We start from the raw sequence: 25601 nt of genomic DNA, 5'->3' as shown, positions 1-25601 counted from the left end.
GACCTCCTTGGATTCGAGGGAAACCCTTCAGACGATGCTGCGGATCAGCCCGCCGTCGACGCGCAGCACCGCGCCGGTGATGTAGGACGCCCGGTCGCTGCACAGGAACACCGCGGCGTCGGCGTACTCCTCAGGCCTGCCGTACCGGCCGAGTGCCATGGTGGCGGCGCTGTCCCGGGCCACGTCCTCGACGCTGCGTTGCTCACGTGCCGCGCGGCGCTCGTCGAGAAAGCGCGTGCGGTCGGTGGCGATGCGGCCCGGCACGATGACATTGCTGGTGATGCCGTCGCGGCCGACCTCGTCGGCCAGCGTCTTGGACCAGGCGTGCAGGCTGGCCCGCAGCGTGTTGGACAACCCGAGGTTCGGTATCGGGCTCAGTGCGCCCGACGACGTCGAGGTCAGAATGCGGCCCCAACCACGTTCCCGCATTCCGGGGAGAACCCGGTCGGTGAGCGCGATGACGGACAGCACCATGGTGTCGAAACTGTCCCGCCAGGTCTCGGCCTCCTGGCCGGCGACGGGTGTCGGTGGCGGGCCACCGGTGTTGTTCACCAGGATCTCGACCGGGCCGAGGATGCGCTCGACGTCCGCGACATTCGGTTCCATCCGGTCGGGATCGCCCAGATCCCACTGCAGCGGAAGGGCTTTGGCGCCCGCCTGCTCGACACGCCCGGCGGTCGCCGCGAGCGCGTCGGCCGAGCGGCCGGCGACGGCCACGTTGGCTCCTTCCCCGGCGAGCCGCACGGCGATGGCGCTGCCCAATCCACCGCTTGCACCCAGCACGAGGGCGGTGCGTCCGGTGATTCCGAGATCCATGGTTGCTCCTCAGTGCAATACGGGGACGGTTGCGAGCTGCTGGTCCAGCAGCGCATTGAGCGACGTGGGCAGCGACATCGCGGGCCCGCGCACGTGACCGCATGCGATCACCCCGCGGCGTCGGAGGATCTCCTTGCGGATGGCCAGCCCGACCCGCAGCTGCCCCTCGAAGTTGGCGAGCGGCAGCCACGGTGCGAAAACTTCGCGGGCTGAGCGGAATCCGCCGTCCCGATAGGCGCGTAACACCGCGGCCAAGACTGCCGGGTGGCTGAAGCCCGTCATCGCGCCCGCAGAACCGGCCGCCAATTCGTCGAGCAGGCCGACACCGCCGAGCCCGCCGAACACGGGCACGTCGAGCCGGGCCGCCAGGTGAGCGATCGCGACCGAGGTCGGTGGCGTCTCGGATTTCACACCGACGGTGAACGGGCAGGCTTGCACGACCGCCACGAGTTGTTTGTCGGTGACCGTCACGCCGGATGCCACGGGGTAGTCCTGGATCAGCACCCCGACACCGGTCGCGGTGTACAGACGGCGCAGTGCGGCGGCCGCCGACGCGGGGTTGGCATCGCCGATCTGTGCCATGAGCGCCACGGGCGGGCGCGGCACCACGCCGAGCAGGCGCTGCGCCTGTGCCACGACGGCGTCGGGTTCGCGTTCGGACAGGCCGAGCACGTAAGGCAGTTGGGTCGAGGCGGCGACGGTCTGCGCGACCGCGTCGGCCTCAGCCGGTTGCAGGGAGGCCGCCTCACCGAACACGCCGAGAGCGACAAGGCCGTCGCAGCCGTCGTCCGCGAAGGATGCCACCTCGTTGCGCAGGGATTCGAGGTCCAGGCCGCGGTGCTCGTCGAAGGGGGTGGCCAGCACTCCCCAGAGGCCTTGAGCAAGAGCGGATTTCACGGTTTCCTTTCCAGTGTGCCGACGACGTGCTCGGCGATGGCCAGTGCCGATGTCGCAGCCGGGGACGGGGCATTGCGCAGCACCACGATGCGGTCGCGGATGCTGATGCGGAAATCGTCGACGAGTCCGCCGTCGGCGGCGAGTGCCTGCGCGCGGATGCCGGCGGTGCCTGCCACGACGTCGTCGTCGGCCAGATCGGGTACGTAAGCCCGGGCCGCAGCGACGAACCGCCGCTTGCTGATCGAGCCCGCCATCTCCCGGATACCGGTGCGCCAATGCTGACGCGCGAAGCGCCAGAACGCGGGCGTGCGCGCCACGCCGACCAGATCTGAGACCGAGACGTTCCGCCACGTGTAGCCCTCACGCGCAAGGGCGAGAACGGCATTCGGGCCGATCAGCACCTCGCCGTCAACGCGCGGGGTCACGTGGACGCCGAGGAACGGGTACCGCGGGTCGGGTACCGGATACACCAGCCCGTTGACCAGTCCGCGGCGATCCGGCTTGAGCGCGTAGTACTCGCCGCGGAACGGCATGATCACCGGATCCGGCCCATCGCCCGCCATTTCGGCCAGTCGGTCACTCTGCAGCCCGCCGCATGCGACCACCTGGTCGAACGCGTCCTCATCGGTGTTGCCGGCGGTTCGGACGGTGATCACAACCTCGGCACCGGCGGTCCGCATCCCGATGACCTCGTGCCCCAGCAGGATCTTCGCCCCGGCGCCGACGGCGTCTGCCGCGAGCGCCTGGGTGACCTCGGCGAAGTCCACGATCGACGTGGACGGTGAATGCAGGGCGGCGACGCCCCGCACGTGCGGTTCGAGTTCGCGCAGTTCGGCGGGGCCGACGACGCGGATGTCGGGCACCCCATTGGCTCGGGCGCGGTCCTCGATGTCGGCCAACCGGGCGCGCTCGGCGTCGTCGAGCGCGACAAGCACCTTGCCGCAGGCGATTCGGCGGATTCCGCGCTGCGCGCAGTACTCCTCCAACAAGGCGACACCCCGCCGGCACAACAGCGCCTTGGCCGATCCCGGCTGGTAATAGAGGCCCGCGTGGACGACACCGCTGTTGCGGCCCGTCTGATGCGACGCGAGCCGGTTCTCCTTCTCGAACACCGTCACCTCGGCGTCCGGTTGGCGCTGCAGCAGTTCGCGGGCGACCGCCACGCCGACGATGCCGCCGCCGACCACTGCAACCCGTCGGGTCATCGGCCACCTCCGACGCGAGCGTAACCGGCGAACACCTCATCCTGGTCGGCGCCCAGAGCCGGTGGTGCATCGCGGCGCGGTTCACTGTGGTCGGACAGCGTCAACGGGGACGCGGGCATGTCGACGTCGCCCAGCGCCGGGTGCGACACAGTCGTGATCATCGACGTGCGGACCTGTTTCCAGTCGTAGACCTCGGGCACCGTGCGGATCCGGCCCGCGGGCACCCCGGCCGCACCCAGCGCGGACAGCACGTCGCCGGCCAATCGGTCGGCGAGCAGCGCTTCGATCTCCTTCTGCAATTCGTCGGCCCGGCTCACCCGTTCGATGTTGGTCGCGATGTCGGGCCGGGCGGCATCGAGTCCGACGATCGGAGCGAACTTGCGCCACAAGGCTTCTGAGCCGACGGCGATCACGATGTCGGCATCCGCACAGCTGAAGACCCCGTACGGCGCGATGGACGGGTGACGGTTGCCGGTGAGCACGGGCTCGACCCCGGCGCCGAGCCAGCCGACGCCGTGAAACACATGCACGCCGACGACGGCGGCCAACAGCGAGGTCTCCACGTGCTGCCCCCGGCCTGTGCGCTCCCGCGCGCGCAGGGCCGTCATCACGCCGAACGCCCCGAACAGACCGGCGAGCAGGTCGGCGATCGGGATGCCCACACGCTGCGGCGGCCCGCCGGGGCTGCCCGTCAGGGACATGAGCCCGCCCTCGGCCTGCACGATCTGGTCGAAACCGGGCCGGTTGCCGTCAGGCCCGCCCCTGCCGAACCCCGTGATGGACAAGGTGACCAGCCGCGGGTTCAGCGCGCGCAAACCGTCCAGCCCGAGCCCCAAGCGGTCCAGCACACCCGGCCGGTAGTTCTCGACGACGACGTCGGCCTGCGCGACGAGCCAGCGCAGCCGATCGGCGTCGTCGGCCGACTTGAGATCGAGCACCACGGACCGTTTGTTGCGGTTGGCGCTCAGGTAATACGCAGACTCCCGGTGGCCGTTGCGGTCGAGGTAAGGCAACCAGCCGCGACTGTCGTCACCGCCGGGCGGTTCGACCTTGATCACGTCGGCGCCTGCGTCGGCCATCATCATGGTCGCGTAGGGGCCGGCGAGCGCGCGGCTCAGGTCGACGACCCGGATACCGGCAAGGGGTCGACGTTCGGTCATCCCCGTCCTCCCATCAGTTTCAGGCCGACCGACATGAGCACGATCACCGAGGTGATCCGCAGTACGTGAACGGTCAGCACGATCGGAACGTTGGCGCCCGCACCGGCCGACAGCGCGCCCATCTGGGCGATGCCGCCGGGCGCGGTGGCCAGCAGCGCGGTCATCGAGTCGAACGGGGTGAACTTCCACAACAGCAGTGCCGCAACGAGTCCGAAGACCAGGAAGGCCACCACGGTCACGACGATCGGCACGACAGCTGCGCGCAGCTGCGTCAGTGTCTCGTGGGTGACGCCGGTTCCGAGCAGCCAGCCGAGGAGGACATAGACGATCCACTTGCCCGCGGCCGGGATCTCGAAGGCCGACGAGCTCAGGATGTTGACCAGGGCCACCCCGACCATGGCGCCCAGCAGCGGCGCCGCGGGCAGATGGAGCAGTGTGGCGACCGCCGCACCGGCGAGCGCCGCGGTGGCGGTGAGCAACAGTGTGCCGAGGTTCATCACACGTGTTCCCGGTCGTCGACGGCCTTGGCCTGCCGGTGCCTGGCCGAAACCAGCTGCAGCGCTGCTTGACTCGCGCGTCGCAGCGGATTCTTGATCACCGGGATGGCGAACAGGAACGCGATGAAGCACAGGATCGCCATTGAGGTGCCGCGCTGCAGGAAGACGTCGAGGCTTCCGTGCGAGATCACCATGGTCTGCCGCAGTGACTCCTCTGCGAGGGGGCCGAGGACAAGGGCGATGACCAGCGCGGCGGGCGAAAGGCCGTAGATCCGCATGAAGAACCCCAGCACGCCGCACACGAGCATGATCTGGACGTCGAGCAGGCTCTTGTTCACCGCGAAGGTGCCCAGCACGCACAGCACGATGACGATCGGGCCCAGCATGCGGAACGGCACCCGGGCGATGCTGGCGAAGCCGCGGATGCAGAACACGTTGACCAGCAGCAGCATCACGTTGCCCAGGAACATGCTCGCGATCAGACCCCACGCGAACTCTGGGTTCTGCTGCATCAGCAGCGGCCCCGGCTGCAGGCCCCACATCAGGAAGCCGCCGAGCAGCACCGCTGTCGCACCGCCGCCGGGAATGCCCAGGGTCAGCAGTGGGACCATCGCGCCTGATGACGCGGCGTTGTTGGCTGCTTCCGGGCCGACGAGCCCCGGCAGTGCGCCCTTGCCGAACTTGCCGGGGGTTCGTGAGATGGATTTCTCCACGTTGTAGGCCATCAGGGAGGCGACCGTCGCGCCGGCACCGGGAGTGAGGCCCACGCCGAAACCGAGGAACGACCCGCGCAGGGACGGCCCGACGGACTCGCGGTAATCCTTACGGGTCGGCCAGAATCCGCGCTGCCGCGCCGACACCCCGAAGAAGTCCAGCTTCTCGAGGTGACCGCCCCGCCACAGGGTGTGCAGCACCTCGCCGACCGCGAACAGCCCGATTGCGACGGGGATGAAGTCGACTCCGTTGATCAGGTCTACCGACCCGAAGGTGTAGCGCTGCTCGCCCCCGCCGATGTCGATGCCGACGGTGCCGATGGCGAAGCCGATCAATGCCGACAGCGCACCGAGCAGCTTGTTGCCGCGCAGGATCACGATCACGGTGAGCAGTCCGGCGATGACGATCAGGAAATACTCGGGTGGCCCGAATGTCTTGGCGAAGTCGGCGGTGATCGGCGCTGCGAAGGACAGCAGCAGCGCGCCTATGGTGCCCGCCACGAACGAAGCCAGTGCAGCCATCACGAGCGCCGGCCCCGCACGGCCCTGCTTGGCGAGTGGATAGCCGTCGAATGTGCTTGCCACGGTGGCCGATTCGCCCGGCGTGTTGATGAGTACCGAAGTGATGGTGCCACCGTACATCGAGCCGTAATAGACGGCGGCCAGCATCACGATGGCGCCCGTCGGGTCGAGCCCGAAGGTCACGGGCAGCAGGATCGCCAGGCCGGCGGACGGGCCCACCCCGGGTATGACCCCGACGATCATGCCGATCAGAACGCCGCCCATGAGCAGCAGCAGGTTCTGCAGGGTCAGAATGGCGGCGATGCCGTCCAGCAGTTGCGTCATGATGCTCCTCAGCCGATCGGCAGGATGCCCTGCGGCAGACCGACGTTGAGTCCGGTCTCGAATGCCAGGTACAGCAGGACGGGGACGCTGATGGCGATGATCAACGACCGCACGCGGTGTTCACGGTCCAGGAACCACAGCGTGGCTGCGAGGAAGAGCACCCCGGAGAGACCCGGCACCGAGGACGCCGAACAGCGCGACGAACACGGCGGCGGCGACCACGAAGGCGACGAGCGCGAGCGGGTGGCGGCCGAGGTCGGGTTCGGCGGCTTCCTCGGCGGCTTCCACTGCGTCGGAGGGCTTTTCGCCGGCCCGCGCCAAGAGTTCGCGGGCCAGTGCGACGACGGTGACCGCGATCGCGGTGGCGCCGAGGATCCGGGGGAAGAAGCCCGGCCCGATGCGGCCGGCCACGGTGCGCCACTGCATACCCATGGCCATCTCGGTGTAGACCGCGAAGACCAGGAGCAACACTCCGAGGAACGCGAGCTTGGGCCAGTTGACATTTCGTTTCGGTCGGGCTGCCGTGGCAGCGGGCGCGGGCGCGGGCACGTGGAACGGGGTGGTCGGCCGGGTTGTCGAAGTCACAGGGCGCCCTGCTCTTTCAGGGTGGTTTCGAACTCGGCCGTGGTCTTTTCCAGATATGCGGTGAAGTCGGCTCCCCAGCGCTCGTCTCGCGTGAGGTGGTTGTCGGCGAGGAATTTGCCCCACTGCTCGCTCTTCACGACCTGCTGCATCGTCTTGATCCACCAGTCGCGGGCGTAATCCGGGGCGTCCGGGGGCAGGATGAGGCCGCGAGGCATCGAGGGCAGGTCGGTGATGCCCTTCTCTTCGCCGGTCGGGACGTCGGGCAGCGCCGCGAGCCGCTCCTTACCGGTGAACAGCAGTGGCCTCATGTCGCCCGATTCGACCTGTCCCAGAATCGAACCCGGGTTGGAGATCATCGCATCGAGGGCACCGGACAGCAGCGAGGTCTGGACCTGGCCTTCCTCGTTGTACGGCACGTACTCGATCTTGTAGCCGGCGTGCTCGGCGATGATCGACTGCAGGATGAAGTCCACGTTCACCGTTCCGATGCCGCCCACGACGACGGTGCCCTTGTTCTTGGCGTAGCCCACCCAGTCCTCGAAGGTGTTGATGTTCTTGGCGCCGTCGACGAGCAGCAGGGCGTCGTCGGTGGCGAGCAGGCCCACATGCGTGAAGTCCTGGTACGTCCAACCGGGATTGGCCTGCAGCGGCGTGGTGAGGAACGATCCCGACGTGGTGGACACGTCGTAGCCGCTACCACGCTTGCTCAGTAGGTAGCCCCAACCGGTCGCGCCGCTGCCGCCTTCGCGGTTCTCGACCGCGATGTCGGCCGGGTAGAGCTTCTCCTCCTGGATGACCTGGACCAGTTTGCGGGCCATCAGATCGTTGCCGCCACCGGGGCCGAATGCGATGGTCCAGTCGAGGTCTTTGGACGGGTAGTCCTCGGCAGACCCGCCGCCGCTCCCTGCACCGCTACAGGCCGGCAGGACCAGCGCGGTGACAGCGACCAGCGCGGCGAAAGCGCTCTTCAATCGCATGGTGTTCTCCTCGTTGAGTGGTGGGTGGTGGCGGGGGAGAGCTGTTGGGTGTCAGTTGTTTTCGTGGCGGAACCACGAGCCGTTCGCGGTCGCGACAAGCCGCCCGGAGCCGTCGTGCATGCGGGACTCGAGTTGGACGATGCGCCTGCCGCCGTGGACGATTCGCCCCGTGCAGGTGACGTCGGAACGGACCGGGCGCAGAAACCTCATCTGCATCTCGATGGTCGACCCCGCCGACAGGTAGCGGTTGCACGTGTGGCCCATCGAGATGTCGAGCACCGTGGACAGCACGCCGCCGTGCACGCCGCCGCCGGCGTTGCACAGGTGGGATGCGAACGGCAGGCTCACGGTGCAGGCCTGCTCGTCGTCGCGGTAATCGATGGACAGGCCCAGGAAATGGATGAGGAAGTACTGACCGAATCTCGGTTCTGCGAGCGCGGTGGCGTGACGTGCGGCCGCGACCGGCAGGGGATCTGTCGTGGTCATGACCAGGTGAACCTCGGGGGCCGCTTCTCCAGGAACGACCGAACCCCTTCGGCATAGTCGTCGGTGTCGAACGACGAGTTGCGGATGTCGACCGTGACGTCGTCGTCGGTGCTCTGGCCGCCGAGCACGAGCTCGACGATCCGCTTCGATGAACGCACGCTGAACTGCGCGCGGGTGGTGACGAGGCGCGCGAATTCGTAGGTGTGCTTCTCCAGCTCGTCCGCGGGTACCAGCTCGTCGATCAGGCCGAGCCGCAGCGAGTCCTCGGCGTAGATGTGCTGGCCGGAGAACAGGATCCACTTCGCGCGCGACGGCCCGACGACATCGACAAGCCGTTTGGTGGATTCCAGGCTGTACACCAGACCGAGCTTGGCGGGGGTGATCCCGAACCGAGACCGCTCGTCGGCGAAGCGGAGGTCGCACGCCAGCGCCAGCCCGCAGCCGCCGCCGATGCAGTAGCCGTGGACCATCGCGATGGTCGGTTTGGTGCATCCCTCGACCGCGTGCTCGGCCGCGGCTACCTGCTCGTTGTAGGCCTTCGCGGATGCGCTGTTGCCGCGCACCTCCTCGAACTCGGTGATGTCGGCGCCGGACGCGAAGCTCTTGGTGCCCGCGCCGCGTACCACGATCACCTTGACGGCCGGGTCGGCGTCGAGTTCGGCGAAGACCTCGGGGATGCGGCGGTACATGCCGAGTGATATCGCATTGTGGCTGCCCGGGTTGTCGAGCACCACGGTGGCGATGCTCGGCGTCTGGCTGTCGCGTTCGACGCGAATGTCCTTGCCGCTCATGCGGAACGTCCTTCCTGCAGTTCGGGGTGCGCGTCGTAGAGAATGCCCTCGGAGAACAGGCGGTCGATCTCGTCGTGTCCGACACCCAGCTCGGCCAGGACCGACGCCGTGTGCTGGCCCAACCAGGGCGCCGGGGAGCGGACGCTGAAGTCGAGTTCGGAGAACCTCGTGGGCGGCGCGATGGTCCGCATGGGGCCGATGATCGGGTGCTCGAGGTCGACGATCATGCCGCGGGCCTTGACGTGCGGATCGTCGAGCGTGTCGGCATAGGCGAGGACGGGTCCGCCCGGTACACCCGCCGAGTCGAGCCGGTCGACCCAGGCACTGGTCGGGAGCGTGGTGGTGATGGCCTCGATCTCTGCCTCGAGTTCGTCGAGGTGGTCCATGCGGGCGGGCAGGTCGACGAAGCGCCGGTCATCGGCCCAGTCGGGTCGTTTGAGCACATCGTTGATGAGCCGAAGCCACAGGCGGTCGGTGTTGGCGCCGATGGTGACGTAACCGTCTGCGGTCCGGTAGGCCTGGTATGGCGCGGACCGGCGATGCCGCGTGCCGGTCTGTGCGGGGGTTTCGCCGTTGCCGAAGTAGGCGCCGGACTCCCACACGGTCCATGCCAGACCGGCGTCGACGAGCGATATGTCGATGTACTGGCCCGCTCCGGTCTGACGCCGGTTGAGCTCGGCGGCCAGGATCGAATAGATCGCCGTGGCGCCTGCCGCGATGTCGTTGATGGCGATGCCGACCTTGGTGGGCTTGCCGCCGGGGTGGCCGGTCATCCGCAGGAATCCGCCGATGCCCTGGGCCATGATGTCGAATCCGGGCCGGTCGCGGTATGGGCCGGTCTGGCCGAATCCGCTGATCGAGCAGTACAGGATGTCGTCGCGCACGTTGCGCACCGCGTCGTAGTCGATGCCGAGCCGGTTCGCGACGCCGGGGCGGAAGTTCTCGATCACCAGATCCGCGTCGCGGGCGAGTTCGAGGAACAGCTCGCGGCCGCGTTCGGACTTGAGGTCGAGGGATACGGAGCGCTTGCTGCGGTTCGGCATCGCGAACGGGTAGCTCTCGCCGTTCACCTTAGGGGCCATCCGCCGCGAGTCGTCGCCCGTGCCGGGCTGTTCGATCTTGATGACGTCGGCGCCGAGTTCGGCCAGAACCATCGTGCAGTAGGGGCCCGACAGAAATCTCGTCAGGTCGAGGACTCGGAATCTGCTGAGTGGTCGCATTGATCCTTCCCGCATTGTGGGATAGCCTTTACGCTTCGTGGAAAGATTAAGGGCGTGATCGGAGTCACGTCAACCCCGGTGTGCGATGTGGATCACGACGCCGCGGACCTGAGGGGCTGGAAGGAGTGGAAGATGTTGGGCGTGGAAACGGGTGGGGACAGGCCAGAACCGCGACGCAACGGCGTGCAGTCGATCGACCGCGCAGTTGCGATCCTGCGGTGTTTCGACGGGCGCAGGCCTGAGCTCGGCATCAGCGAACTGGCGCGCGCGACGGGTCTGTCGACCAGCACGGTGCACCGGCTGCTCGCGGCGATGCAGGAGAACCATCTGGTCAGGCAGACGGGCGCCAAGCGCTACGGGCTGGGGCCGTTCCTGTTGCAATTGGCCAACTCTGGCGCGATGCCGCGGACACTGCGCGAAGCCGCGCTACCGTTCATGACCGAGCTTCGCGACGAATTCGACGAGACGATCGGCCTGCACGAGCTGTTGCAGACGGGCCACCGGATCGTGGCCGCCCAGGTCGAGAGTCACCAGGAGCTGCGACGCACGTATACCGATATCGGGGTGCCGATCAAGCTTGCGTACGGCGGCCCCGGCAAGGCGATCCTGTGCGCGCTGCCCGAGGCGGAGCGGGCCCGTCATCTTGCCGAGCCGATCGACCAGGTGACGCCCACTACGGTCGTCGACCCGGTCGCCGTCGAGCGCGAACTCGCCGAGGCCCGCGTGCGCGGCTACGCCGAGTCCAACGGGCAACGCACAGTCGGCATCTGGGCCGTCGTCGCACCGGTTTTCGATCACACCCAACGGGTGATCGGCGCCATCGGTGCGTCGGTTCCCGCCGTCCGGATGAACCCCGAGCGCGCGAGCGTAATCGGCTGCCGCATACGCGAAGTGGCGTGGCAGCTGTCGACGGCGCTGGGTGCCACGGCGGAAGGAGTTCACGCAAGCGTGCCGGACATCACCCTGGGCTCTGACGGGATCAGCAATTAGATCGCGGACTGGTTCATTTGGTGAAGGTTTCGCGCTCGTCGGCGCCGGCGGCACGCAGATCGGGGCGGCCTTCGCGGATGACGCTGGCGTGGCGTACGTGTTTGGCGGTCAGCCGGCCGGCTTCTGTGGCATCACCGCGCTCGATCGCGTCCAGGATCTGGTCGTGATCCTTCTGTAGGGCTTCGGCGTCGGCGCGGTCGCGCCACACGGTGGTGCCGGGAGTGAATCGCGCGTACAGCAACTCGATGTGCTGTACCACCAGCGGCGAACTCATTGCGTAGATCGCGAAGTGGAAGCGGCGGTTCAGCACGGACAATGTCGCCGGCTCGGTATCTCGCGACGCGAGGGCCCCGGCCAGCGCCTGATGCGCGGCACGGATCGACACCAGCCCCGCGGGCGTCATCCGTTCCACCGCCATTTCGGCGGCGGCGCTTTCGGCGGCGGCACGCAGCCGGTACAGGTCGCGGGCCGCCTCAGGGGTCATCTCCCGGACCGAAGCACCGCGATGGTCGGAGTAGTCGATGACTCCGTCCGCTTCCAGCATCCGCAGCGCTTCACGGACCGGCGTCGCGCTGACGCCGTAGCGCTTGGCCAGCACTGTCTGCTTGATCAGCTCACCGGGTTTGATGGCGCCGCTGGCGACGTCCGCCTTGAGCCGCTCGACCACATACGCTGTCCGACTCACGGGGGGTGCAGGGTCACCGACGCTGGAGGTCACCGGATTCGTCCTCTCTTTCCGCACAGGGGCTCGCGGCCATGGGGCACGAGTCCTTCGTTGCAGTCTACGTCGTACAGCGCATAATGCACATCACATTGAAGGTAGACAACACTCTATAGAGTATGTAGCGTGAGCTATGTGACTGAGGTCTAATCGATAAGCAGCGGTGACATCTATCACGTTGCTGTTGTGTCCGATCTCGGCCGGACAGCCGACACCGAGTTCATGGAGATAAAACAACATGCCTGACAACGGCCCATTGACCCAGGCGGTGGCGCGCTGGGTGTCTACGCAGCGCAACCGCAGCCTGCCCGACGCGGTCAACCATCACGTCCGGCGAATGCTGTTGGACCATTTGTCGGGGGTCGTCGCGAGCTCGGTTGGTGAGGTGTCCGCCGTGGTCGGTGCCCACGTGCGGCGGATGTATCGCGGCGACACCGCCACCGCAATCGGCCATGGCCGGGTGTCCCCGCTGGGGGCCGCCGTAATCAATGGGACCAACGGCCACGGCATCGAGTCCGACGAGGGATACACCCCAGGCAGCATGCACCCGACGTCGGTCGTCTTTCCCGCGGTGTTCGCCGTGGCCCAGGACCGCGCTCTCAACGGCCAGCGCGTGCTCGACGCGGCTGCGATCGGCATGGAGCTGGCGTGCCGCATCGCCGATGCAGGCCATCCCGCCACCCGCAACCGCCACTTCCACAACACCCCGGTGGCGGGCGTGTTCGGCGCGGCCGCAGCCGTCGCCGTGCTGCTGGATCTCGACGAGATGGGCATCGCCAATGCTCTGGGGATTGCCGGTTCGCATGCCGGCGGACTCTTCGAATTCCTTGGCCAGTCCGCAGAGGTCAAACGCTTCCACCCGGGCAAGGCCGCCCGCGACGGTATCGCCAGCGCAGATCTGGCCGCGGCCGGACTGACCGGACCGACGACGGTTCTGGAGGGTCGGGATGGCTATTTCGCTGCGTACGCCGGGGCGGAGGGGCGAGACTGGTTCGCAGACACCGTCGTCGGCGAGCTCGGTGAGCAGTGGAGAGTCCTCAAGACGTACGTCAAACCGTATCCGTGCTGCCGGCACCTGCACGGAGCGATCGACGCCGTCCTGGCGTTGCGCCACGATCACGACATCGATCCGGCCACCATCACCGCGATCCGGGTGGGCACCTTCGCGATCGCCACTCGCCACGCCGGCCGCGATCTCGACACGGTGCTGCAGGCGCAGCTCAGTGTGCCGTTCACCGTCGCGGTTGCTGCGGTGCGTGGCGCGGTGACTCTGACCGACTTCTCTTCAGAGAGCCGGTCCGACGCCGAGATTCGGGCAGTGATGGACACGGTGGTCGTCGAACTCGACGAGGCGGCCGAGCAGTCCTATCCGAAGACCGGCAGGCCGGCCGAGGTGAGCATCGCCACCAGCGACGGCAGCATCTACACACACCGGGTCGAGCAGCCTTACGGCGAACCCTCAAACCCGTTGTCCGACAGCGACTTGGAGGTCAAGGCGCGCGGACTGGTCGAACCCGTCGTAGGGGAGGCGGGCTTCAAAATGCTGGCCGACGCGTGCTGGAACTTCGCCTCGCTGGACTTTCTCGACGACCTCGACGCTTCCGTCCGCGCCGCGTCGGCCCGCTGACCTCGCTCGACTTCATTGCGCTGAAAGGACTTGAAAATGAAGGTAACCGTGCAGAATCTTCAGCTGGCCTACAACGGGGTAGCTGCCATCAAGGGGCTTGATCTGACCATCCCCGACGGAGAATCGCTGGTGCTGTTGGGCCAGTCGGGATGCGGCAAGACCAGCACCATGCGCTGTGTCGCAGGGCTGGAAACGCCGACCGGCGGCACGATCACCATAGGTGAGCGTGTTGTGTTCGACGCCGCGTCAGGGCGAGTGGTGCCGGTGCACAAGCGCAACGTCGGTATGGTGTTCCAGTCTTACGCAGTGTGGCCGCACAAGACGGTCATGGAAAACGTCTGTTTCCCGCTGAAGATGAAGGGCGTCGGCCGCGCCGAACGTAAGCGTGAGGCGCTTGCCGTGCTCGAACTCGTCGGCCTGGCCCATCTGGCGGACCGCGGCGCCAGCATGCTGTCGGGTGGGCAGATGCAGCGCGTCGCGTTGGCTCGGTCGATGGCGATGTCGCCGAGTGTGCTGCTGCTCGATGAACCTCTCTCCAACCTCGATGCTCGGCTCCGCGACGACCTGCGCGTCGAGTTGCGCCGTATCCAAAGCGAACGCGGTCTGACCAGCCTGTACGTCACCCATGATCAGCAGGAAGCGCTTGCCTTGGCCGACCACATCGCCATCATGCAGGAGGGTCGGATCAGTCAGCTGGGCACACCGGAGCAGATCTACGACACTCCGGCCAGTGCATCGATCGCGAAGTTCCTCGGCGTCACCAACGTTTTCCCGGTTGCCGCCGGATCCACTTCTCGCGCACTGGAACTCGATGGCACTACCACAGTGCTGTCCAGCAGTCACGACATGCCAGCCGCCGCGGCCAGCGTCTGTATCCGCCCGGAAGACATCGCCGTATGCCTCGAACGCCAGGGTGCAGGACTGGCGCAGGCGCCGCACGCCAATGTCTTGACCGGTGAGATCCTGGTGGCGGTCTTCCAGGGATCCACGATCCGCTGCAAGGTTCTCACGGACGGCGGCATCACGCTTGACGCGGTGACGGCCCCTCCGGCCGTCGGCACCCTGGGCGCAGGGGCGCGGGTGTCGGTGCTCATCGACCCCGAGAACGTCAAAGTGCTTCCCGACACTGCTTCCGCGGCGCACGATCTGGTCGTGGCGGCATGACCGCGACCGTGAGCCTCGAGCCGCCGCCTCCGGCAGTGCCGGCCTCGTCAAAGTCGGGACGCCTGTTCGGGATCGGCTGGCGGGGCAAGACCGTCAGCCTGCCGCTGCTGCTCATCGTCGGTTTCCTCATCCTGGTGCCGGCCGGGTTCGTGCTGTTGGCCGCGTTCAGCACCGACGTGCCTCGTCCGGGCAGCATCTCCTTCGACCTCACCTTGGCAAACCTGCACGTGCTGATTGAAACCGGCGTCCTGTCAGCGACCGGCAGTTCGTTGTTCATCGCGACGACCGCCACCGCGTTGGCCCTGGCGATCGGCGGGTTCCTCGCATTCATCACGTCTCGAACCAATGTGCACGCCAAGGGATTTGTGTTCCTGATCGGCTTGATGCCACTGTTCCTGCCGTCCTATGTGGGGGCGTTGGCCTGGTCGATCCTGGGCAGCCCGGGCGCGGGTCTGATCAACGTGGCCTTCCGCGATCTCGGCATGACCGGGCCCGTCAACATGTACTCCTACGCCGGCGTGATCATGGTGTTCGCGATGTACTACGCGCCGTACGCGTTCCTGCTCATCCACGGTTCGATGTCGCTGATGAACCCCGACCTGGAGGATGCTTCCGGCGTCCACGGTGCCTCGCCGTGGCGCACCATCACCTCGGTGAGCACCCCGCTGGCCATGCCCGCCATTCTGGGGTCGGGGCTCCTGATGTTCATCCTGATTCTGGAAAACTTCCCGGTCTCACAGGTATTGGCCACCGCCGGACGTATCGACACCCTGCCCACCTTCATCTACCGGCTGATGAACGCCTCGCCGTCGCGGGGCAACGAAGCCTCGGTCGTCGCCGTGGTGCTTGTCGTCGCTGTTGTCGCGATCACCCTGGCGCAGCGCCGCATCCTGGCCAAACGGTCCTACACCACGGTCTCGGGCAAGGGCGTCAAAGCCCGCACGCTGGATCTGGGCCGGCTGCGGACCCCGGCGCTGATCGCCGCGGTGGTGTATTTCGTGCTCTCGATTGTGTTGCCGCTGTTGGCGTTGGCGCTCTCGGCGATCCGCAGCTCGCCATACATGTCGTCGTTCGGCAGCCTCGCCGAGCCTGGAGCCCTCGACATCACCTCGTTCGCCGACGTGTTCACCTCGGATCTGTTCACCACCGCGGCCACCAACAGCGTGCTCGTATCGGTGGCGGCCGCAGCCGGCGGGACTCTGCTCGCGTTCGTCGTCGGCTACGTGGTGTACCGCACGAATTCCTATGCCCGTGGGCTGCTGGAGGCGCTGTCGATGGTGCCGCTGGCCATCCCCGCGATCGTGCTCGGCATCGGGCTGCTGTGGACGTGGTTGATCATGCCGGTCCCGGTGTACGGCACCCTGTGGGTACTGATCATCGGATTCATCGCAGTGCAGATGCCCCAGGGCTTCCGCGGTATTGCCGCAGCGATCCAGGCCACGGATCGCGACTTGGAGGACAGTGCGGTCCTGCTCGGCGCGCGCCGAGCCCGCGCTATCACTGTCATCACCGTCCCGCTGCTGCGGGTCGCGGTGTCCTCGACGTTCCTCATGCTGCTGATGCTGAGCATGCGTGAACTGACCGTGCCGCTCTTCCTCTACACCTCCGACACCCGGATCCTGTCCATCGCCATCTACGACCAGTTCGAAAACGGTGGGGCGCTGAGGGAAGCCTCGGCGATGGCCCTGATCTACTGCGCCATCATGTTCGTCCTCAGCTATCTGCCCCGCAAGATCGGCGCCTCCGGCGGAGCCAACCATGGCTGACCGTCACCTCGCCACAACCACTCTGTCGCAACAGTTCTCGAAGGAAACCGTCATGCCCACCACGTCATCGGCGATAAGCCGGTCACGCCTGCGCCGCCTCGCAGCGGCACTGGCGGCATTTTTCCTGGTGGCCGCCGCCGTGGCTGCGTGCGGCAAACCCGGCGGAGGCAAGGAGGAACAGGCTGCCGAACTACTGCCGGCTGCCCAGGTCGACACCTCGAACGGACTGCGGATCAACGGGGAACTCATCGCCGACAAGCAGCTGTGGCAGGCCGCCCAAGGCCACGTCGTCAACCTGTACTCGGGCACCGGTAAGGAAGCCGAGGATCTCACCGCCGCACGGTTCAAGGCCGAAACCGGACTGGATATCAATTTGACCCGCCTGCCCACGAACAAGCTGGCCGAACGGGTGCTGTCGGAACACGGCGCCAACAAGCTCGGCGCCGACATCGTGCGGCTCACCGACCCCCGGGCTGCCCGCGAACTTGCCGAAGAAGGGGTATACGTCGCCTACCAGACGCCGTTCGACGCGCTCCTGCGCGAACAGCACACCGGCGTGCGCGACACCTACCTGAACTGTTACTACTTCGTCAACGCGATGGGCTATAACAACGCAGTCATCGAAGAAGATCAGCCCACCGGCTGGCACGACCTCATCGACCCCAAGTACTTCGGCAAGCTCGGCGTCGTCGCGATCACCACCGGCGGCACCATCAACGCTTTGGCGAATTTCCAGATCGACACCTTGGGCCGGGAGTTCCTGGTCAAACAAGGTCAGCAGGATCCGCGGATCTTCGACTCCACCTCCACAGAAGTCGATGCCCTGGCCCGTGGCGAAATCGCCATCGCCTCACTGAGCTTCAACAACGCATTCGCCGCCGAGCTGGCCGGGGCGCCAATCACACTGGTGGTGCCCGAGGAAGGCATCTCGGCGTCGGAGAACCTCATGGGCATGACGGCCAACGGGGTGGCCAACCCCGCCGCGCGAGTTTTCATGAATTGGACGATGTCAAAATCTGGCCAAAGCTTCGCTGCGGCACAGGGTTTCGTGCCTGCTCGCACAGATATTCCACAGGTCAAATCCGGTCCGTACCAGCTACCCAAGGCCGACTCGCCGCAATTCCATCTGTTCACCGAACAAGAATTCGCCGAGTTTGCCGCCCGCGACGAGAAGTGGTGGAAGGAAGCGTTCCGCTACATGGGTTGAGCCCTGCAAATCCGAGCACTTCTCCCCGCGCTGCCGCGCAACATCCACACCGACTGAAAGACGAAGGATCCGCTATGTCTGCACCTGCCCAGACCGAAACCGAATCGCTGCTGGATTCGGTGCGCGCGTTCGCCAAACGCCATCTCGCCGACGGGGCGCTGCAACGCGCCCACGACCCCAGCTACGCCTGGGATATCGCCGAACTTCTCGGCGCCCAGGGTTTGCTCGGTCTGACCATCGCCGAACGCGACGGCGGCCAGGGCGCGACCCTGGCCGACGCGGTAGCCGTCATCCAGGAGGTCGCGATGGCCTGTCCCAAGAGCGCAGATATTCTGCAGGCCGGCAATTTCGGTGCCATCCGCACCTTCGCCGAGTTCGGCACACCCGAGCAGAAACAGCAATACCTGCCCAGTCTGCTCGCCGGCAAGGCGTTGATTGGACTGGGCATGAGCGAGCCCGAAGCCGGCTCTGCGGCAACCGAACTGACGACGTCAGCCACACCCGACGCCGAGGGATTCCGGATCAACGGCACCAAGATCTGGGGTACCCACAGCGTCGATGCCACCCTGTTCCTGATCTACGTGCGGTTCGGCCCGGGCACCCGCAACATCGGCTCGGTCCTTGTCGAGCGCGATACCCCCGGGCTCACATTCGGTGCCCCATCGTCGTACATGAGCGGCGAGCAGTGGGCGCAGCTGTACTTCGATGACTGCTGGATCCCGAAAGAGAACGTGCTTCTGGGCCCCGGCGGGTTCAAGAAGCAGATGTCGGGCTTCAACGTCGAGCGGATCGGTAACGCCTCCCGCGCGTTGGCTCTTGGGCAACTGGCGTTCACCCTGGCCCGCGACCATGTCAGCCAGCGCACCCAATTTGGGCGCACCCTCAACGAATTCCAGGGTCTGCAGTGGAAATTCGCCGACATCGCAGTCAAGCTCGACGCCGCCAGGCTGCTGCTGGATCGTGCGGTGCGCAACGCCGAAGCGGGATTGCCGTCGGCTTATGAGACGTCGGTGGCCAAGCTCGCTGCCAACGAGGCCGGATTCTTCGCCGCCAACGAGGCCATGCAGGCTATGGGCGCGCTGGGCTACAGCTGCGAGTCGCTGGTCGAATACTGCATGCGTCGTACGCGCGGATGGATGATCGCGGGTGGATCGGTGGAGATCCTGAAAAACCGTATCGCCGAGGAGATCTTCGGGCGCAGGTTCAACCAGCGCGCCGTCGTCGCGGAGGCCGCGACCCGATGACTCTGACAGCCGTGCACGAGACCGCGGTCGTCGACTACCAGCTCGACGGCCGGGTGGCCGTGCTGGTCATCGACAACCCACCGGTGAACGCGAGCTCCGCGGCCGTCCGCGCCGGGCTGCTGTCTGGGGTCCGCCGCGCCGGCGCGGACTCCGATGTCGACGCCGTCGTCCTCATCGGCGCGGGCTCCCACTTCATCTCCGGCTCCGATCTGCGCGAGTTCAACGGACCACTTCCCGAACCCACACTGCCCGAGCTGATCTCGGCGATTGAAGACTGCCCTAAACCTGTGGTCGCCGCACTTTGCGGTGCCACCCTGGGCGGCGGGTTGGAGCTTGCGCTGGGCTGTGACGCCCGAATCGCCGCCGAAGATTCGGTCATCGGGCTCCCTGAGATCACGTTGGGCATGATCCCGGGCGCCGGCGGCACTCAGCGGCCCCTGCGCCTCATCGGCCCGGTCGCCACGCTGGACCTGATCTCCTCGGGCGCGCGGCGCCAGGTGACGACGGTCGGCGCGCTCATCGACGTGGTCACCGACGCGCCGCTGCGCGCAGCGGCCGTGGCCCACGCTGGCGCGATGACCGGCAAACGGATCCTCCGTGCGGAGCCCATCCGTGCCGATGACGCAGCGGAGGTGACTGCGGCCGCCCTGGATGTCCTGACTCGTGGCCGCGGCCGACCGCAGTATGGCGCTGCGGTCGCGGCCGTCCTCAACGGACTTGTCCTCGACCCCGATGCGGCACTGAGCTTCGAGCGTCGCGAGTTCACCCGTTTGCGCGTGGGGGAGGAAGCGGCAGCGCTACGACACTTGTTCTTCGCCCGCCGCGCCGCCACCAAAGCCAATCGCCCCCGTAGCCCGCGCGCACTGCGCAGTGTCGGAATCATCGGTGCGGGCACCATGGGTTCGGGGATCGCCCGCGCCTTCGTCGAACACGGTGTGGCGGTGGTGCTCGTCGACCAGAACCCGGACGCCGCGGCCCGCGCCGCCCACACCGTGCGCGGCGCGGCTGAGCGGCTCGTACAGTCCGGGCGTCTCAGCGCGGCCGACGCGCGACGCCGAGCGGGGCTGCTGACCGCCGGCGCCGCGCTCGACGACGTCGCCGGCTGCGACCTGATCATCGAAGCCGTGTTCGAGGACATGACCGTCAAGACGGACCTGCTGATTCGCCTGCAGCAGGTTGTCGCTCCCGACACGGTGCTGGCCACCAACACCTCCTACCTCGACATCGACGCAATGGCTCAAGCCCTGGACGACCGGACTCGGCTGGTCGGCATGCACTTCTTCAGCCCGGCGCATCGGGCTGCTGTGCTGGAAGTGGTGCACGGGGCGCACACCGGCACCTATGCCTTGGACACCGCGCTGACCGCAGCTCAGCTGCTGCAGAAACTGCCGATCGTGGCCCGTGTGTGCGAAGGGTTCATCGGCAACCGGATCTACAACGCTTACCGACGCCAGTGTGAACTGATGCTCGAAGAAGGCGCCTTACCTCACCAGATTGACGAGGCTCTGGTCGGATTCGGCTTCGCGATGGGCCCGTTCGCGGTGTCTGACATGTCCGGCCTCGATATCGCGTGGCGGATGCGGCAGGCGACCGCCGGCAGGCGCGACCCGCGCGAACGCTATCCGGACGTCGCTGACATCCTGTGCGAGGAGGGTCGGCTGGGCCAGAAAACCGGTGCCGGTTGGTACCGCTACGAGGCAGGCTCCCGCACTCCGATCGTCGACCCCCACGTAGCCGAGCTCATCCGGTCGAGCTCGGAGCGCAAGCAGATCCAGCGGCGTGTGTTCAGCGCCGCCGACATCGTCGAACGCGTCCTGCTGACGATGGCCAACGAGGCCGCGCTGCTGCTGACCGAAGGCATCGCCGAACGCCCCGGCGATGTCGACCTCATGCTCACCACCGCTTACGGATTCCCCAGTCATGTCGGCGGTCTCACGCCATGGGTGCTACCTCGCCGCGCCGAACTCGGGCTCAAGCTCGACGAGTTGGCCGCCGTCACCGGGTACGGGTTCCGCCGTGGCGACCTGGGTGTGTTCGCTGCCGCCGAGGCCGGTCAGTAGGCGAGAGTGCCGCCGGGTATCAGTCGCAGCGGGCGGACATACCGCCGTCCACGACAATCTCGGTACCCGTGATGAATCGGGCTTCGTCGGATGCCAGGAACAGCGCCACGTTCGCGGTGTCCCGGCCGTCTCCCATGAAGCCGAGGGGGATCCGTGCCTGACGTTGCTCAAGGAGCTTGTCGACGTCGCCACCAGTGCGTTGTCCGGCCAGTCGGGTTTCGACCATCGGGGTGTGCAGTTGGCCCGGAATGACTGTGTTCGCGCGGATACCGAGCGGGGCGTGCTGCACGGCCACCGACCGCGTGAAGGCGATAACGCCGGCCTTCGATGCGGCGTAGGCCGCCTGTGCCGCACCCGTCCACCGGATTGCCGAGGTCGAAGCGGTGTTGACTATCGCGCCAGAGCCGGCCTCCTTCATCTGCGGGAGAACATGCTTACAAGTCAGATCTGTTGTGGTCAGATTGAATTCGAGCTGACGGTTCCAGTCTTGCTCGGACATCTCCACCGGGCCGCCGGCGCGAGATCCGCCGACATTGTTGACCAGGATGTCGATAGAGCCCATCATCTCGCGGCATTCGGTAACCATGGCTTGGACAGCTTCGCCATCGCTGACATCGCATTGGAATGGCACGATTGACCCGGCTACGCCGTCGAATCGGGAGAGTGTTTCCACCAGGGCGTCATGGCTGAGGTCGACTGCGAAGACGCGGGCACCTTCTTGCGCGAACCGAACGGCAGCGGCGCGCCCGTTGCCCCAACCGGGTCCGACGCTGCCGGCCCCGGTGACGATCGCGACCTTGCCTTGCAGCCGTTGGCTCATGCTGTTGCTTCACTTTCTTCTGCTTCTTGGACTTGTCCGATATGAAGGGCGACCAGGAATCGCGACACCATGTTGTATGCGGCGATGGTGCCCGTCAGTTCGACAAACCCGCGGGTGCCCAACATGGAGTGCACGCGGTCGCTGAGTGCATCGGCGACCGTCACGTTGCTTGTCATCGCATCGGTGTACTGCAATACAAGCGTCTGCAGTTCGTTCAGGGCTGCCGTGTCACCGCCTTCGCGCAATGCCGCGAGTTGCTCGACCGTCAGACCTTCACGGAGTGCTAGCGGCGCGTGTGCGCGCCATTCGTACTGGGCGCCGTTGAGTTCGGCGATGCGACAGATCGCCATCTCCCGAATATCGCCGGGAAGCGCCATCTCGGTGCGAACTGCGCCGAGGAGATTGTTCCAACCATCGGCGAACGGTTCACTGTGCAGCAATGCCTCGTCGAGCGGCGTGAGATTCCCGCCGCGCCGCTTTCGCATGCGATCGGCGACTTCTCCGGTGACCGGTGCTGGGTGTACTCGCATTACGTTCCTTTCGATCGTGCCGACGACAGCGATCTCCTTCAGTTCGGCGCGTGCCGACCGGGCTGCGAACACGTTGGGGGAGCGGTGGGTCGAGTGACGAGTTACAACCGGATGAGGCCCTGCTGGGCAACGGATGCCACGGCTCGGCGGTGTTCGTCGAAGATGGTTCCGCGCGCCAACCCATTGGTGGCGTTGCTGAAAGGCGAGTCCTGGGCGTAGAGATACCACCGGCCGGCCGCCACATCGTCGTGAAACCACAGTGTGTGATCGATACTTGCCGTCGTGTGTCGCACCGCGGTGTCAAGTTCACCCCGGGCTTTCGCGATCACCGGCAACAACGACCGGTCGGAGGCGAACACCATGATCGCGCGGTGCACGTTCTGACCGGCGTCCCGCGCGATGTCTTCTGCGCGAAACCAGAAACACCGTTGCGCGCCAGACTGTTTCGGCAGCATCGCATCGTCGACGTAACGGATGTCCAGTGGGCGCGACGCCGATCGCCAATCAGACCGAATCGGCAGTTTGATTCCGTCATCGGGTAGGCGGAGTAGTCGACGCTGGTCCAAGCTGGGGAGTTCGGCGGGACCGGGCACGTGCGGCGCCTCGAATCGGTACACCTGACCGTCATCGTGGGCGGACTGCGAGCCGAACATCATCTGGGCGACCGCGAGTTCGCGGTCGCCCTGAGAAATCGCCACTGAGCGGACGGACAATGTGCGACCATCGCGCACGCGGTTGACCAGGTAGGTCAAATCTATGTCTTTGCCGCCCATACGAAGGAAGTAAGCGTGCAACGAGGTGACTGTCCGGGGGAACTGCACCGTCGCGGTCGCTGCCAAAGTGGCTTGCGCCAACAGATGACCGCCGTAGGTTCGCTGGTCGAATCCCGCAATCGGTCTTCCGGTGAACGTTGCCGACGACGCATCGTCGTCGGCAACGCACCGCACAGCCAGCCGGTCCACGAGAGGGTCTCGGTTGACCTCTCCCGGAATTGAGCTCTCATCGCCGAATGTCGGGGCGAAACCCTGCCGCAAAGACTCCTCCATCACGGGCGGTCGTCGTCAGCGGTGGGCGAGTGCGGCATCAGCACGCCGAGTGTCGACGGACTCGCTGACCGATGTGCTTACCAGTGCGTCCAACGCCAGAACCCCACACCCCTTCGCGCCGATCGAGACCGGGTTGATCTCGGCTTCCAGCACTTCGGTGTTGGTGACGGCGAGTCTCGACATCGCGACGATCGTCGATGCCAGCGCGTCGACGTCACCTTCGGGCAGACCGCGATAGCCGGTGATCACGGCTAGGCCCTTCACCTCGCGGATCATCTCGTGGGCGACGTCAATCGTGACGGGTGCCAAACGAACTGAGGTGTCGGCAAAGATCTCGGCGAGCACGCCACCGGTGGACAGCACCACCATGGGCCCGACATCACGGCTGACCCGATAGCCGATAAGCGCCTCAGCGATGCCCTTGCGTGCCATCTGCTGTACCAGAACACGGTCCACCGTGACGGCAGAGCGTTGTGCCGCAACATTTCTCACAATCGTGCGCGCCGCTTCCCGGACTCCGGTAATGTCGGCGACGTTCAACACGACACCGCCAACGTCGCTTTTGTGAGGCAGCTGGTCGGAAAGAACCTTTACGACCGCTGGAAATTCGACGGAAATCGACACATCTTCGAGTTCCTGCACTGACACCGCTACCGATTCGGGGAAGGTGACACCGAGTCGGCCGAGCAGGGCCGCCGACGCTTGTTCGTCCAGTGTCTGCGCCGGAGCAGCAGCATTCGCGGCGAACTGGGCCGTGTCGCCGACGGTGGTCGGCCGACGACTGAACGCGGCAGCGACAACGTCGGCGCATGACTCAGGGGTGCGAAACGCCGGTACTCCCGAGCTGTTGAGCAGCGCTGCCGCTTCGGGGGCTTCGGGCAACGCAGATGCAACGATCGGCACGGCATGATTTCCGCGCTCGGCGATCGCTTGCACGGCCAGCTCGGGGTTCAACCGGGCCGAGGATCCGATGACGAAGACGATGACGTCGAACTCGCCACTGTCTTGCATCAGAGTCAGTGCGTTGGTCACGATGTCGTGTCGTGCGCCGTCGAGTCCCAAATCGGCGATCAGGCTGTGCGGAATGATCACTTCGGCTTCGGCCATCCGCGCGACCAAGTTGGCGCTGGGTCCAACGATGTTCAGCCCGCGCAGGGCCAGCTGGTCGACCATGATGGCCGCACCGCCGCCGGTTGTGGTGATGACCCCGACGCGCGGCGTCGTGGGCGCGGTAGCCGGGATGCGCTCCAGCAAGGCCGGCGCCTCGACCAGCGACTCGAAGTTGTAGATCCGGGCAAATCCGCATGCTCGGAAGAACGCGTCGGCTTCACTGTCCTCGCCGGCAAGCGCGCCGGTGTGCGAAACCGCCAGTGCCGCAGCCTCGTCCGAACGACCAAGTTTGTACACTGCGACCGGCTTCCCCGCCTCGGCTGCCGCGCGCGCGAACGCCGCCAGATCCTCGGCGTGCCGCAATGACTCCAGGAACAAGGCAAAGGAGGTGACACCAGGATCGGCGATCATCGCTTCACACAGCGATCCCAGTGACAGGTCCGCTTCACCGCCGGTCGACACGAGTCCGGCGAAGCCGATGCCGCGGCCGAGGGCCCGGCTCAGGAGCGACCCGATCACACTGCCCGACTGTGAAGCGACGAACACCCCACCGGCGGGCAGGTTGGGCTCTCCGAACGCAGCATTACCGGTCAGCATCACGCCGGTACGCGGGTTCACCACGCCCAGGCTGCTCGGTCCGATCACCCGCGTGGGGCCCTCAGCTGCTGCCGCTCGCAGTCGATCCTCCCGGTCCTGCCCAACCGGACCGTCTTCGGCAAACCCGGCGGAAAGCACAGTGGCCACCGGTACTCCGAGGTGGGCACATTCCCGCACCGCGGCGATGGCCGCTTCGGCCCCAGTCATTATGTAGACGTGCTCGGGCACCTCGGGCAGCGACGACAGCGTGGGCCACGCTTTGGCGCCCTGCACGGTATCGCGAGTCGGGTTGATGAAGTACGCATTACCGCGATAGCCGGCCCGCTGCAGGAACTGCTGGGGCCGCGCGGTCGTCTTCTTCGGATTGTCGGAAGCTCCGACTATCGCGATCGCGTGCGGATTGATCAAGGACTCGGCAAACGGTCGGGTGGTGGGTGGGCGCATCGACTCAACTCCTGTGCAACGTGTACCTGCGGGTGACTGACTGCTGCGGGACGGTGCGATGCGGTCTGGATCACACCGACCT

Annotated in this window: 23 protein-coding genes; 7 read left to right on the top strand and 16 right to left on the bottom strand. The window is 66.4% G+C overall.

What is annotated here, in order from left to right; genetic code table 11:
* Positions 1–27 precede the first annotated feature (27 nt).
* From G6N67_RS34495 to G6N67_RS34445, 11 genes are all read right to left on the bottom strand, one after another.
* Complete coding sequence (locus tag G6N67_RS34495) at positions 28–816, bottom strand: SDR family oxidoreductase (RefSeq protein WP_036439430.1); 789 nt, start codon at positions 814–816, stop codon at positions 28–30.
* 9 nt (positions 817–825) lie between these two features.
* The gene (locus G6N67_RS34490; RefSeq protein WP_036439433.1) at positions 826–1713 is read right to left on the bottom strand and encodes a dihydrodipicolinate synthase family protein; all 888 of its coding nucleotides are present in this window, start codon (positions 1711–1713) and stop codon (positions 826–828) included.
* On the bottom strand, positions 1710–2918 hold the full coding sequence (gene lhgO / locus G6N67_RS34485; protein ID WP_036439435.1) for an L-2-hydroxyglutarate dehydrogenase: 1209 nt from the start codon (positions 2916–2918) through the stop codon (positions 1710–1712). Before lhgO ends, G6N67_RS34490 begins: the two co-directional genes overlap by 4 nt.
* A complete protein-coding gene (locus G6N67_RS34480; protein WP_036439437.1) occupies positions 2915–4078 on the bottom strand; it encodes a CaiB/BaiF CoA transferase family protein in 1164 nt (387 codons plus the stop codon). The genes lhgO and G6N67_RS34480 overlap by 4 nt, the downstream gene beginning before the upstream one ends.
* Positions 4075–4575 carry an AbrB family transcriptional regulator gene (locus G6N67_RS34475; protein ID WP_036439439.1) on the bottom strand — a complete coding sequence of 167 codons (501 nt, stop codon included), beginning with the start codon at positions 4573–4575 and terminating at the stop codon, positions 4075–4077. The genes G6N67_RS34480 and G6N67_RS34475 overlap by 4 nt, the downstream gene beginning before the upstream one ends.
* Positions 4575–6134 carry a tripartite tricarboxylate transporter permease gene (locus tag G6N67_RS39370; protein ID WP_063835183.1) on the bottom strand — a complete coding sequence of 520 codons (1560 nt, stop codon included), beginning with the start codon at positions 6132–6134 and terminating at the stop codon, positions 4575–4577. Before G6N67_RS39370 ends, G6N67_RS34475 begins: the two co-directional genes overlap by 1 nt.
* A 120-nt stretch (positions 6135–6254) precedes the next feature.
* The gene (locus G6N67_RS34465) at positions 6255–6719 is read right to left on the bottom strand and encodes a tripartite tricarboxylate transporter TctB family protein (RefSeq protein ID WP_036439441.1); all 465 of its coding nucleotides are present in this window, start codon (positions 6717–6719) and stop codon (positions 6255–6257) included.
* Positions 6716–7696, bottom strand: a complete 981-nt coding sequence (locus tag G6N67_RS34460; RefSeq protein ID WP_051579153.1) for a tripartite tricarboxylate transporter substrate binding protein — start codon at positions 7694–7696, stop codon at positions 6716–6718. Before G6N67_RS34460 ends, G6N67_RS34465 begins: the two co-directional genes overlap by 4 nt.
* A 51-nt stretch (positions 7697–7747) precedes the next feature.
* Positions 7748–8182 carry a PaaI family thioesterase gene (locus tag G6N67_RS34455; RefSeq protein ID WP_036439443.1) on the bottom strand — a complete coding sequence of 145 codons (435 nt, stop codon included), beginning with the start codon at positions 8180–8182 and terminating at the stop codon, positions 7748–7750.
* Positions 8179–8973: an enoyl-CoA hydratase-related protein gene (locus tag G6N67_RS34450; RefSeq protein WP_036439445.1), complete on the bottom strand. Its 795-nt coding sequence runs from the start codon at positions 8971–8973 to the stop codon at positions 8179–8181. Before G6N67_RS34450 ends, G6N67_RS34455 begins: the two co-directional genes overlap by 4 nt.
* Positions 8970–10193, bottom strand: a complete 1224-nt coding sequence (locus G6N67_RS34445; RefSeq protein ID WP_036439447.1) for a CaiB/BaiF CoA transferase family protein — start codon at positions 10191–10193, stop codon at positions 8970–8972. The genes G6N67_RS34450 and G6N67_RS34445 overlap by 4 nt, the downstream gene beginning before the upstream one ends.
* A gap of 132 nt (positions 10194–10325) precedes the next feature.
* Here G6N67_RS34445 and G6N67_RS34440 point away from each other — a divergent pair, with 132 nt between their 5' ends.
* On the top strand, positions 10326–11183 hold the full coding sequence (locus tag G6N67_RS34440; RefSeq protein WP_051579211.1) for an IclR family transcriptional regulator: 858 nt from the start codon (positions 10326–10328) through the stop codon (positions 11181–11183).
* Between the two features lie 13 nt (positions 11184–11196).
* Here the strand turns inward: G6N67_RS34440 and G6N67_RS34435 are convergent, their stop codons facing one another.
* Positions 11197–11868, bottom strand: coding sequence for a GntR family transcriptional regulator (locus G6N67_RS34435; protein WP_230021439.1), 672 nt, complete (start codon positions 11866–11868; stop codon positions 11197–11199).
* 274 nt (positions 11869–12142) lie between these two features.
* Here G6N67_RS34435 and G6N67_RS34430 point away from each other — a divergent pair, with 274 nt between their 5' ends.
* The 6 genes from G6N67_RS34430 (at position 12143) to G6N67_RS34405 (ending at position 20972) form a co-directional block, all read left to right on the top strand.
* Positions 12143–13531 (top strand): MmgE/PrpD family protein, encoded by a 1389-nt coding sequence (locus tag G6N67_RS34430; protein ID WP_036439451.1) that lies wholly within the window; start codon positions 12143–12145, stop codon positions 13529–13531.
* 36 nt (positions 13532–13567) lie between these two features.
* Positions 13568–14695: an ABC transporter ATP-binding protein gene (locus G6N67_RS34425; RefSeq protein WP_036439453.1), complete on the top strand. Its 1128-nt coding sequence runs from the start codon at positions 13568–13570 to the stop codon at positions 14693–14695.
* Entirely contained in the window at positions 14692–16461 is a 1770-nt protein-coding gene (locus G6N67_RS34420) for an ABC transporter permease (RefSeq protein WP_036439455.1), read from the top strand. Before G6N67_RS34425 ends, G6N67_RS34420 begins: the two co-directional genes overlap by 4 nt.
* On the top strand, positions 16454–17668 hold the full coding sequence (locus G6N67_RS34415) for an ABC transporter substrate-binding protein (protein ID WP_230021436.1): 1215 nt from the start codon (positions 16454–16456) through the stop codon (positions 17666–17668). Before G6N67_RS34420 ends, G6N67_RS34415 begins: the two co-directional genes overlap by 8 nt.
* Before the next feature lie 74 nt (positions 17669–17742).
* Positions 17743–18912, top strand: coding sequence for an acyl-CoA dehydrogenase family protein (locus G6N67_RS34410; RefSeq protein WP_036439457.1), 1170 nt, complete (start codon positions 17743–17745; stop codon positions 18910–18912).
* The gene (locus tag G6N67_RS34405; protein WP_051579154.1) at positions 18909–20972 is read left to right on the top strand and encodes a 3-hydroxyacyl-CoA dehydrogenase NAD-binding domain-containing protein; all 2064 of its coding nucleotides are present in this window, start codon (positions 18909–18911) and stop codon (positions 20970–20972) included. Before G6N67_RS34410 ends, G6N67_RS34405 begins: the two co-directional genes overlap by 4 nt.
* 19 nt (positions 20973–20991) lie before the next feature.
* On the opposite strand, the gene G6N67_RS34400 is transcribed toward G6N67_RS34405, so the two are convergent.
* The 4 genes from G6N67_RS34400 to G6N67_RS34385 are packed head-to-tail and all read right to left on the bottom strand — an operon-like array spanning position 20992 to position 25519.
* On the bottom strand, positions 20992–21792 hold the full coding sequence (locus tag G6N67_RS34400; RefSeq protein ID WP_036439459.1) for an SDR family NAD(P)-dependent oxidoreductase: 801 nt from the start codon (positions 21790–21792) through the stop codon (positions 20992–20994).
* Positions 21789–22394 (bottom strand): carboxymuconolactone decarboxylase family protein, encoded by a 606-nt coding sequence (locus G6N67_RS34395; protein WP_230021434.1) that lies wholly within the window; start codon positions 22392–22394, stop codon positions 21789–21791. The genes G6N67_RS34400 and G6N67_RS34395 overlap by 4 nt, the downstream gene beginning before the upstream one ends.
* Positions 22395–22423: 29 nt before the next feature.
* Positions 22424–23368 carry an acyl-CoA thioesterase gene (locus G6N67_RS34390; RefSeq protein WP_036439461.1) on the bottom strand — a complete coding sequence of 315 codons (945 nt, stop codon included), beginning with the start codon at positions 23366–23368 and terminating at the stop codon, positions 22424–22426.
* A 15-nt stretch (positions 23369–23383) separates the two neighbouring features.
* The gene (locus G6N67_RS34385; RefSeq protein WP_051579155.1) at positions 23384–25519 is read right to left on the bottom strand and encodes an acetate--CoA ligase family protein; all 2136 of its coding nucleotides are present in this window, start codon (positions 25517–25519) and stop codon (positions 23384–23386) included.
* Positions 25520–25601: the final 82 nt, after the last annotated feature.

Source organism: Mycolicibacterium mageritense (assembly GCF_010727475.1).
GTDB lineage: Bacteria > Actinomycetota > Actinomycetes > Mycobacteriales > Mycobacteriaceae > Mycobacterium > Mycobacterium mageritense.
The sequence above is the reverse complement of the archived record's forward strand: the minus strand, read 5'-3'. Positions and strand labels throughout refer to the sequence as shown.

Bases quoted from the DNA above. Each gene is read 5' to 3' on its own strand.
- G6N67_RS34495 (WP_036439430.1), bottom strand. From the start codon at position 816: ATGGATCTCGGAATCACCGGACGCACCGCCCTCGTGCTGGGTGCAAGC.
- lhgO (WP_036439435.1), bottom strand. From the start codon at position 2,918: ATGACCCGACGGGTTGCAGTGGTCGGCGGCGGCATCGTCGGCGTGGCG.
- G6N67_RS34480 (WP_036439437.1), bottom strand. From the start codon at position 4,078: ATGACCGAACGTCGACCCCTTGCCGGTATCCGGGTCGTCGACCTGAGC.
- G6N67_RS34475 (WP_036439439.1), bottom strand. From the start codon at position 4,575: ATGAACCTCGGCACACTGTTGCTCACCGCCACCGCGGCGCTCGCCGGT.
- G6N67_RS39370 (WP_063835183.1), bottom strand. From the start codon at position 6,134: ATGACGCAACTGCTGGACGGCATCGCCGCCATTCTGACCCTGCAGAAC.
- G6N67_RS34460 (WP_051579153.1), bottom strand. From the start codon at position 7,696: ATGCGATTGAAGAGCGCTTTCGCCGCGCTGGTCGCTGTCACCGCGCTG.
- G6N67_RS34455 (WP_036439443.1), bottom strand. From the start codon at position 8,182: ATGACCACGACAGATCCCCTGCCGGTCGCGGCCGCACGTCACGCCACC.
- G6N67_RS34450 (WP_036439445.1), bottom strand. From the start codon at position 8,973: ATGAGCGGCAAGGACATTCGCGTCGAACGCGACAGCCAGACGCCGAGC.
- G6N67_RS34445 (WP_036439447.1), bottom strand. From the start codon at position 10,193: ATGCGACCACTCAGCAGATTCCGAGTCCTCGACCTGACGAGATTTCTG.
- G6N67_RS34440 (WP_051579211.1), top strand. From the start codon at position 10,326: ATGTTGGGCGTGGAAACGGGTGGGGACAGGCCAGAACCGCGACGCAAC.
- G6N67_RS34430 (WP_036439451.1), top strand. From the start codon at position 12,143: ATGCCTGACAACGGCCCATTGACCCAGGCGGTGGCGCGCTGGGTGTCT.
- G6N67_RS34425 (WP_036439453.1), top strand. From the start codon at position 13,568: ATGAAGGTAACCGTGCAGAATCTTCAGCTGGCCTACAACGGGGTAGCT.
- G6N67_RS34420 (WP_036439455.1), top strand. From the start codon at position 14,692: ATGACCGCGACCGTGAGCCTCGAGCCGCCGCCTCCGGCAGTGCCGGCC.
- G6N67_RS34415 (WP_230021436.1), top strand. From the start codon at position 16,454: ATGGCTGACCGTCACCTCGCCACAACCACTCTGTCGCAACAGTTCTCG.
- G6N67_RS34410 (WP_036439457.1), top strand. From the start codon at position 17,743: ATGTCTGCACCTGCCCAGACCGAAACCGAATCGCTGCTGGATTCGGTG.
- G6N67_RS34405 (WP_051579154.1), top strand. From the start codon at position 18,909: ATGACTCTGACAGCCGTGCACGAGACCGCGGTCGTCGACTACCAGCTC.
- G6N67_RS34400 (WP_036439459.1), bottom strand. From the start codon at position 21,792: ATGAGCCAACGGCTGCAAGGCAAGGTCGCGATCGTCACCGGGGCCGGC.
- G6N67_RS34390 (WP_036439461.1), bottom strand. From the start codon at position 23,368: ATGGAGGAGTCTTTGCGGCAGGGTTTCGCCCCGACATTCGGCGATGAG.
- G6N67_RS34385 (WP_051579155.1), bottom strand. From the start codon at position 25,519: ATGCGCCCACCCACCACCCGACCGTTTGCCGAGTCCTTGATCAATCCG.